Below are 8,031 nucleotides of genomic sequence, written 5' to 3'. Positions count from 1 at the left end.
CGACGGGGACATCGGGGACCGGGGCATCCGTCTCGAGGTCGGCTCAGTACTCCTCTGCCCAGGGATCCTCGATGGGCTGGCTGCGGCGCCACAGGAGGTAGCCGGCGCCGGCGGCGGACAGCCCGAGGACCGTCCAGCCGAGGGCCTTGATGACGCGGTGGCGCTTGCGCGGCGGGGCAGTCGGCGTGACGAGTGCCCGGGCGGAGGCCTCGCGGACCAGACGGGCCCGCTCGGCGAGGTCGGCATCGGTGGTCGCGGCGGCGGTGGCGTCGGTGACCGCCTTGTTGATGCGGGGGAGGTAGTCCTCCACGACCTTCCCGTGGACGTCGTCGAGGAAGGGCTTGGCGTGGTCGGCCGCCTCCTGGGCGCGGGCCGCTGCCTCGGAGATCACGGGGGTGGCCTTCTCGACGGTCTTGTCCCACGAGTTCTGGACGTGCGGGGCGGCCCACTCGATGCCCTGCTCGGCGAGGTCCGCAGCCTTCAGTGCCGCCCGTCCGGCCTGCTCCGCGAGGACGTCGCGGAGGACCAGTGCGTCGGCCTTCAACTGGTCCGGATCGATTCTCTGCGTCTTGGCCATGGTGCCTCCGCGGTCGTGGTTGGTCCTCACGCCTGTGCGGGCGCGATGCTTGTCACCATTGTGCACCGAACGGCTGTGAGCTGCAGCCCATCCGCCCCCCTGACGGACCCCGAGGACGTGCCCCGGAGCCGAGGATCTGGGACGATGGGGGCATGGAAGCCACACTGCACACGACCATGGGCGACATCAGGGTTGAGCTGTTCCCGGACCACGCCCCCAACACCGTCAAGAACTTCGTCGAGCTCGCACGTGGTGAGCGCGAGTGGACCCATCCGGCGACCGGTCAGAAGACCATGCAGCCCCTCTACGACGGCGTGATCTTCCACCGCGTCATCCCGGGCTTCATGATCCAGGGCGGGGATCCCCTGGGCCAGGGCATCGGCGGACCCGGCTACGAGTTCAACGACGAGATCCACCCCGAGCTGACCTTCACCGAGCCCTACGTGCTGGCCATGGCCAACGCCGGCAAGCGCAACGGGCACGGAACCAACGGCTCCCAGTTCTTCATCACCGTCGCGCCCACCCCGTGGCTGCAGGCCAAGCACACGATCTTCGGAAAGGTCGCCGACCAGGCGTCGAAGGACGTGGTGGACGCGATCGCCGCCGTCCCCACCGGACGCAATGACAAGCCCGTCAAGGACGTCGTCATCACCTCGGTGGACGTCACCGACTGACCACGGACCGGGAACCGGTGGACGGGGGCGGGGTGCTGGGCGCCCCGCCCCCTCACCGTCCCCGACCGACCCCGGGTGGGGGGCGCTGCGTGGAGGGTCGGAGCAGCAGGGGGCGGCGACGCCCCCGTCAACGAGGAGGGAAGTGCCCATGAGTGGGATCCCCCAGTACGGACAACGTTCCGAGCCGACTGCGGCCCCGGAGTGCCCCCGACACCCCGGCGTCCGCGCGGTCGACTACTGCAAGCGCTGCAAGAGACCGATGTGCGCGGCGTGCGCGATCCCCACGGAGGTCCGCTCGATCTGCGTCGACTGTGCCCAGCAGGTCCGACGTCGGGTCCCCACCGGGTCCCCGGTCGTCACGACGGGCATCATCGTCGCCTGCGCGGTCGTGTACGCCATCGGATGGGTGTCACCCGCCCTCGAACGCGCCCTGATGTTCGCCCCCGTCCTCGGCTACCACCAGCCCTGGCGGTTCCTCACCACGGCCTTCCTCCACGCCTCGCTGTGGCACATCGGCTTCAACATGCTCGCCCTCTACTGGGTGGGGCGTTCCCTCGAGCGGGTCATGGGGCACTGGCGCTTCGCCGTGCTCTACGTGCTCAGTGCCGTCGGTGGGTCCCTGGCCGTGCTCCTGTGGTGCTTCGTGCAGCCCTCCACCTGGATGACGGCCACGGTGGGCGCCTCCGGGGCGGTCTTCGGACTCTTCGCCGCGGTCTTCGTGCTCCAGCACCTCAGCGGCGCCGACACGACCTCGGTGCTCGTGCTGCTCGGCATCAACCTGGTCTACGGCCTCATCACCCCCGGGATCTCCTGGCAGGCCCATGTCGGGGGTCTGGTGACGGGTCTCGTGGTGGCGTGGGTGTTCGCGAGGCTGGCGCGCCCGAGGCGCGGGATGACGGAGCGGACCCAGACGCGGCTCACGGTCGGCGCGGCGGTGGCGATGGCACTCGTGCTGGCAGGTCTGGTGAGCGTGACCTACGCCCTCCTCCTCTCCTGAGGAGCCCGGCACGGCCCGGTGCGGTGCCCGGGGAGCCGGAGAGTCGGGTGCGCGTCCGTCCACAGGGGGTGGGCGCCCGTCCGGCGTCGTCCCCCACAGCTGTGGAAACGGGGCCGATCGTGGCCCGGGGACTGGGGAAAGACATCGGTGTCGTTTTCCCCAACTGTGGACGGGCCTGTGGACAGGGCGGCGCCGCGCATCCGTGGAGGAGAGGTCGCAGCGCCCCCGTGGAGACGCGGAAGGGGCCGCCCGCAGTGCGGACGACCCCTCCTCGGTCGTGCCTCGGTGCTCAGCGCCACCTCAGCGTCATCAGGAACCCGACCATCATGATGGCGATCCCGATGACGATGTTCCACCAGCTGATCCCCGGCACCGGGTAGGAACCGCCCGAGATGTAGTAGACCATCAGCCACAGGAGCCCGAGCACCATGAGGGTGATGAAGGCGGGCGCCCACCAGGACGGGCTCAGGGGGATGCCATCGGTCCACGACTTGATGTCGGTGTCGTCGGAGGCTTCCACGCCGCCCTTCTTGCGCTTCTTGGACTCGGCCACGATGCACTCCTGCACGGATCAACGGGTGTCTCACCCGGGACGCACCGCATGAGTGCGGTGATTGCGGTCCTAGCGTAGTCTCGGAGTCGATCTCGGCCAAAGCGCGAGTGTTCCTGACCGTGGAGGGGGGCAGATGGGGAACGAACCCACTGGTCCCTCACATCCGCCAGCCACCTCCGGGTCCTCCATGCCACCCTCGTTCGAACCACGCGTCCACCGCTCGCAGGAAGCGGCCCCCCACCCGGACCGTCACCGCGGGACGGGCGGCCACGATGGTCCCCCGGGCACCGTGCCGGAGGCCATGGATGCCACGTCGGAGGCAGGTCCAGTCGGGTCCGACCTCCCACGGCACCGGGACCGCGCCGCTGTCGGTGACGGGCACGGCGATGGGGACCACGCTCCCGGGGGGCAGCGGGACGACGCCGCCGACGGGGATCGGGAGGGCCGGCGTCGCCGGAGCCGTCGTCTGCGCACCACGGCCTCGATCGTCGTGGTGACCGTCGCCTCCGGACTCCTCTTCAGCCTCTCCGCGATCTCCGCGCGTGAGAGCGCTGGACCCGAGGGCGCGGGACTCGTGGGCCTGGTCCGCCACCAGCAGGACACGGTGGACCAGTTGATGTCGGGCAACCAGGACCTCCAGCAGCGCATCGACACCCTGGTCGCCTCCTCGGCGGCCACCCCCGCCCCGACGCCGACCTCGGTGCTCGAACTGTCGAAGGTGGCGGTGACCGGTCCCGGGCTCACGGTGACGCTCACGGACGCGCCTGCGGGGGTGGTCCCGGACGGGGCGAGGGTCGACGACCTCGTGGTCCACCAGCAGGACATCGAGAACGTGATGAACGCACTGTGGGCGGGCGGGGCCGAGGCCATGACCGTCCAGGGCGTGCGTGTCAGCTCGCGCACCGTCATCCGCTGCATCGGCAACGTCATCCTGGTGGACGGGGCGCGCTTCTCCCCTCCCTACGTCATCTCCGCCATCGGGGAACCCGACGCGTTGAGGGATGCGCTCTCCGCCGACAGGAGCGTCACGACGTACCTGGGCTACGTCGCGCGCTACCAGCTCGGCTGGGAGGTCGACGTCGACGACGACCTGCAGTTCGATGCGGTGACCCAGGAACCGGGCATCAAGTACGCACAGGTGGTGGACCATGGCTGAGCATGTCGCGACGAGGAGTGGGAGACGATCCGGGGGAGGTCCCCTGGTCGCCCTCATGGGGGTGGTGGGGGAGCTCCTCATCACCGCTGCCGTCGTCCTGGCCCTCTTCGCCGTGTGGCAGCTGTACTGGACGACCTGGCAGGTCGAGGGCCCGCGTGACCAGCAGGTCGCGCAGTTCGAGCAGGACAACGCCGCCTCCTCCCGCACGCTGGGAGAACGTCGCACCGACGATCCACCGGAGGTCACGGCGCCTGCGTCGCGGGAGATCTACGGCGTCCTCCACATCCCGACCTGGGGCTGGATGAAGACCCCGCTGGCCGAGGGGACCACCAGCGCAGTCCTCGACCTCGGCTACGCCGGGCACTACGAGGGCACCGCCCACCCCGGTGAGATCGGCAATTTCTCGGTGGCCGGCCACCGGCGCACCTACGGCAACAACTTCCGCCACATCGACCGCCTGGTCGCCGGCGACAAGGTCGTGGTGGAGACGGCGGACACCTACTACGTGTACCGGGTCGAGACCCATGAGATCGTCACCCCCGACGCCTCCTGGGTGGTGGCACCCGTGCCGGGTGACCGCACGTTCTCCGAGCAGCCCACCCAGCGGTGGATGACCATGACGACCTGCCACCCCGAGTACGGCAACACCGAGCGCTACATCGTCCACCTGCTCTTCGAGTCCTGGACACCGAAGTCCACCGGTGTCCCCCAGGAACTCCTCGACGAACCGACCGACTGAGCGCGGAAGGAAGGAGCGTCCCATGTACGGATGGATCTTCAGGCACCTGCCCGGGCCGACCTGGTTCAAGGTGGTGGAGTCACTGGTCATCGTCGCGGCCGTCGTCTACCTGCTGTTCACCAAGGTCTTCCCCTGGGTCCAGGCGGCGCTGGACCTGGGTGGCGCCGGAGTCGGCTGAGGTCGCGGGGACCGCGAGGGCCTCCCGCCCGGTGACCGACGAGGGCGGTCGCCTCCCGCTGGTCGGTCGCCGGAGGGCAGTGGCGGGGTGGGCGTGGGAGGATCACCCCAGTGGAAGGGAAGTGGTGGCCATGGCGCACATCCTGTGCATCGACAACTACGACAGCTTCGTGTGGACGATCGTCGGCTACCTGCGCCACATGGGTGCCGACGTCGACGTGGTCCGCAATGACGCGGTCGATGCCGACTGGTGGGCGCGGGGGTCCTACGAGGGCGTCCTCGTCTCCCCGGGACCCGGAGATCCCAAGGGAGCCGGCGCCTCACTGCAGGTGATCGCCGACTGCGCGGAGCACGGAGTCCCGATGCTCGGTGTCTGCCTCGGCCACCAGGCCCTCGGGGAGCTCTTCGGGGGGACTGTGGCGCACGCGCCCGAACTCATGCACGGCAAGACCTCCCGCATCACCCACGACGGGCGAGGGGTGTTCTCCCACGTGCCCTCGCCGTTGACGGTCACGCGCTACCACTCCCTGGCGGTGGACCCCTCCACCGTGCCCGATGAACTCGAGGTGACGGCGGCGACCGACTCGGGGATCGTCATGGGTCTGCGCCACCGGTCCCTCCCCCTGGAGGGCGTGCAGTTCCACCCCGAGTCGGTGATGACGGAGCACGGGCACCTCATGCTCGCCAATTGGCTGGCGGCGTGCGGTGACCTGTCCGCACCCGACCGCGCGGCCAGCATGGCCCCGATGGTGGCGGCGCGCTCCTCCCTCTGAGGGGGGTACCCCGTCCTCCCCGCCGGGCCCCGGATCCCGGGCCCCACACGCTTTCCTTCCGCCCGCATGCCCACAGCGGAAGGCCCCGGCACCGACCCTGACGGGTCGGACACCGGGGCCCACGGCTCCCGCGGGGTCAGTTGCCGCTCTGGCTGCTGTCGGTCGGGTCCGGAGTCGGTGTGGTCTGGGTCGGTGTGGGTGTCTGGGTGGGCGCGGGCCCGGTGGACACCGTGACCTGCACCGTCTGGTTGATGGGCACCAGACCGGAGGAGGGGCTCAGCCCGATGACCTCCCCAGCATCGGCGACATTGGTCTCCGACTGCACCGAGGTGTTCAGCCCCAGGTCCTGCAGCGCCTTCACCACCGCGTCCTGTCCCTGACCCACCAGGCCCGAGGGGATCTCCACGTAGCCCGATCCGACGACCAGGTCCACACTCGAACCCTTCGCGACCTTCTCCCCGGCGGAGGGGGTGGTGGAGATGACCTGGTCCTCCGGGATCCGGGCCTCGTTCTTCGTCGTCACCTGCCCGACGGTCAGGCCCTTGCCCTCGATCGCCTCGCGCGCCTGGGCCTGGGTCATCTTCGCCACGTCGGGCACCTCCACCGACGCGGACCCGGAGGACAGGGTCGCCGTCACCGTGGAGCCGGCGTCGACCATCTTGCCCTCGGCGGGGTCGACCTTGGCGACGTCGCCCTCCTTGACGTCGTCCGAGGCCACGGTGTCCTCCGAGACGGCCCAGACCAGTCCGGCGGCCTCGACCTTGGCCTGTGCCTCGCTCTGGGAGAGCCCGATGAGGCCGTCCGGCACGGCGACCTGGTCGGGCTCGCGGTTCATGTTCATCGCCAGGGCGATGCCCCCGGCCACCAGCGCCACGGCGAGGATGACGAGTGCGATGATCCACCCGGTCTTCTTCTTCTTGCCCGTCTTCTCCGGGTCGCCCTCACCCTCCCCCTCCTGGCCCACGGCCGTCATCGTGGCCGTGGGGGAGGCGGCTTGTGCGCCCGTGCGGGTGGGGCCGGTGTAGTCGGGTGGGGGTGGCGGGGCCATGGCGAGGGTCTGGGTGGCGCCGTCATTGGCTGCGGCCGCTGCCCACACCTGGGTGGCGGGGGCGTTGACGTCGGCGCCCCGGGCCGCACGGATGAGATCGGCGCGCATGGCGGCGGCGGAGGAGTAGCGGTCGTCCCGGTTCTTCGCCAGGGCCTTCATGACCACGCGGTCCAATGCCTCGGGGACGTCGGGGGTGATGGACGAGGGCGTGGGGGGGATGGCCGAGACGTGCTGGTAGGCCACCGCCACCGCGGAGTCGCCGCGGAACGGGGGGCGCCCCGTCAGCAGCTCGAAGAGGACCACACCGGTGGAGTAGAGGTCGGAGCGCGCGTCCACCTGCTCCCCACGGGCCTGCTCGGGGGAGAGGTACTGGGCGGTCCCGACCACGGCATTCGTCTGGGTCATCGTGGCCTGGGAGTCGGCGAGGGCACGGGCGATGCCGAAGTCCATCACCTTCACCTTGCCGTCGGTGGTGAGCATGATGTTGCCCGGCTTGATGTCGCGGTGCACGAGCCCGGCTGCGTGGGAGTACTCCAGGGCGGAGAGGACACCCGAGACGATCTCGACGGCCTCGTCGATGGGGACGGGGGTGCCGTCCGCCAGCAGTTCCTTGACGGTGTGCCCCTCGACGTACTCCATGACGATGTAGGGCACCGAGACGCCCCGACCGTCGGGCGCCGTGATGACCTCCTCGCCGGTGTCGTAGACGGCGACGATGTTGGGGTGGTTGAGGGAGGCCGCTGCCTGGGCCTCGCGCCGGAAGCGCGCCTGGAAGATGGAGTCGCGCGCGAGGTCGATGCGCAGCATCTTGATCGCGACGATCCGGTGGAGGCGGGTGTCGAACCCCAGGTGCACCTCGGCCATCCCGCCCCTCCCGATGAGGGAACGCACTTCGTAGCGTCCGCCTAGACGGTGGTCCATGGATTCAGCCATGTCCGAACCTCCTCGATGACGTGGGTGCCCGCCCCCAGGACGGAGGTGAGGGAACCGAATCTGTTCTGGATCGTAGCGACAGCGATGAGGATGATCGTGAGGACGACGAGTCCCACGACGATCCACTGGCCGATCCGCTCCGCGGTCGACACCGGGGGTGCCACGACGGAACGGTTGTACTTGGTGCGTGGTGGCCGGCGGTGGGGGAGCCCCTCCCCGCGTGCATCACCGTGTGCGACGGGATGCCACCGCACGGACTCCCGCACGGACGCGGTGGTGTCCGCAGTCGGTGCAGCGGCCGGGCCGTGGCCGTGCCGGGACAGCACCGAGGTCCTCCGGACGGATGCGGCTGCCTCACGGGTGTTCCGTTCGGGCGTCGGCGCGGACGCCGGCGTCGGGGAGGG

Annotated in this window: 9 protein-coding genes and 1 pseudogene; 6 read left to right on the top strand and 4 right to left on the bottom strand. The window is 70.2% G+C overall.

Going from position 1 to position 8,031, the window contains the following annotated elements:
- Positions 1 to 43: 43 nt before the first annotated feature.
- Positions 44 to 577: a hypothetical protein gene (locus TA90_RS03325; protein ID WP_052450441.1), complete on the bottom strand. Its 534-nt coding sequence runs from the start codon at positions 575 to 577 to the stop codon at positions 44 to 46.
- Between the two features lie 152 nt (positions 578 to 729).
- Here TA90_RS03325 and TA90_RS03320 point away from each other — a divergent pair, with 152 nt between their 5' ends.
- Both TA90_RS03320 and TA90_RS03315 read left to right on the top strand, forming a co-directional pair.
- Entirely contained in the window at positions 730 to 1,251 is a 522-nt protein-coding gene (locus tag TA90_RS03320; protein ID WP_043534605.1) for a peptidylprolyl isomerase, read from the top strand.
- A gap of 148 nt (positions 1,252 to 1,399) precedes the next feature.
- Positions 1,400 to 2,248, top strand: coding sequence for a rhomboid family intramembrane serine protease (locus TA90_RS03315; protein ID WP_043534604.1), 849 nt, complete (start codon positions 1,400 to 1,402; stop codon positions 2,246 to 2,248).
- A 289-nt stretch (positions 2,249 to 2,537) separates the two neighbouring features.
- On the opposite strand, the gene TA90_RS03310 is transcribed toward TA90_RS03315, so the two are convergent.
- Complete coding sequence (locus TA90_RS03310; protein ID WP_043534603.1) at positions 2,538 to 2,801, bottom strand: cell division protein CrgA; 264 nt, start codon at positions 2,799 to 2,801, stop codon at positions 2,538 to 2,540.
- Positions 2,802 to 3,294: 493 nt separating this feature from the next.
- Here TA90_RS03310 and TA90_RS03305 point away from each other — a divergent pair, with 493 nt between their 5' ends.
- From TA90_RS03305 to TA90_RS03290, 4 genes are all read left to right on the top strand, one after another.
- A complete protein-coding gene (locus TA90_RS03305) occupies positions 3,295 to 3,957 on the top strand; it encodes a DUF881 domain-containing protein (RefSeq protein WP_231550643.1) in 663 nt (220 codons plus the stop codon).
- Positions 3,950 to 4,696 carry a class E sortase gene (locus TA90_RS03300; protein ID WP_043534602.1) on the top strand — a complete coding sequence of 249 codons (747 nt, stop codon included), beginning with the start codon at positions 3,950 to 3,952 and terminating at the stop codon, positions 4,694 to 4,696. Before TA90_RS03305 ends, TA90_RS03300 begins: the two co-directional genes overlap by 8 nt.
- 22 nt (positions 4,697 to 4,718) lie before the next feature.
- Positions 4,719 to 4,874 (top strand): hypothetical protein, encoded by a 156-nt coding sequence (locus TA90_RS14885; protein WP_043534601.1) that lies wholly within the window; start codon positions 4,719 to 4,721, stop codon positions 4,872 to 4,874.
- Positions 4,875 to 5,004: 130 nt separating this feature from the next.
- Positions 5,005 to 5,646: an anthranilate synthase component II gene (locus tag TA90_RS03290; protein ID WP_043534606.1), complete on the top strand. Its 642-nt coding sequence runs from the start codon at positions 5,005 to 5,007 to the stop codon at positions 5,644 to 5,646.
- A gap of 136 nt (positions 5,647 to 5,782) precedes the next feature.
- Here TA90_RS03290 and pknB read toward each other — a convergent pair whose 3' ends face one another.
- Both pknB and TA90_RS14880 read right to left on the bottom strand, forming a co-directional pair.
- Positions 5,783 to 7,627 carry a Stk1 family PASTA domain-containing Ser/Thr kinase gene (gene pknB, locus TA90_RS03285; protein ID WP_043534600.1) on the bottom strand — a complete coding sequence of 615 codons (1,845 nt, stop codon included), beginning with the start codon at positions 7,625 to 7,627 and terminating at the stop codon, positions 5,783 to 5,785.
- A pseudogene (locus TA90_RS14880) lies at positions 7,600 to 8,031 on the bottom strand (hypothetical protein); the annotation flags it as partial. The pseudogene TA90_RS14880 and the gene pknB, both read right to left, overlap by 28 nt.

Origin of the sequence: Actinomyces polynesiensis, assembly GCF_000820725.1 — a bacterium.
GTDB classification, from domain to species: domain Bacteria; phylum Actinomycetota; class Actinomycetes; order Actinomycetales; family Actinomycetaceae; genus Pauljensenia; species Pauljensenia polynesiensis.
This window is presented reverse-complemented; position numbering and strand designations above follow the sequence as displayed.

Coding starts and splice junctions, on each gene's coding strand:
- TA90_RS03300 (WP_043534602.1), top strand. CDS start 3,950: ATGGCTGAGCATGTCGCGACGAGGAGTGGGAGACGATCCGGGGGAGGT.
- TA90_RS03325 (WP_052450441.1), bottom strand. CDS start 577: ATGGCCAAGACGCAGAGAATCGATCCGGACCAGTTGAAGGCCGACGCA.
- TA90_RS14885 (WP_043534601.1), top strand. CDS start 4,719: ATGTACGGATGGATCTTCAGGCACCTGCCCGGGCCGACCTGGTTCAAG.
- TA90_RS03290 (WP_043534606.1), top strand. CDS start 5,005: ATGGCGCACATCCTGTGCATCGACAACTACGACAGCTTCGTGTGGACG.
- pknB (WP_043534600.1), bottom strand. CDS start 7,627: ATGGCTGAATCCATGGACCACCGTCTAGGCGGACGCTACGAAGTGCGT.
- TA90_RS03320 (WP_043534605.1), top strand. CDS start 730: ATGGAAGCCACACTGCACACGACCATGGGCGACATCAGGGTTGAGCTG.
- TA90_RS03315 (WP_043534604.1), top strand. CDS start 1,400: ATGAGTGGGATCCCCCAGTACGGACAACGTTCCGAGCCGACTGCGGCC.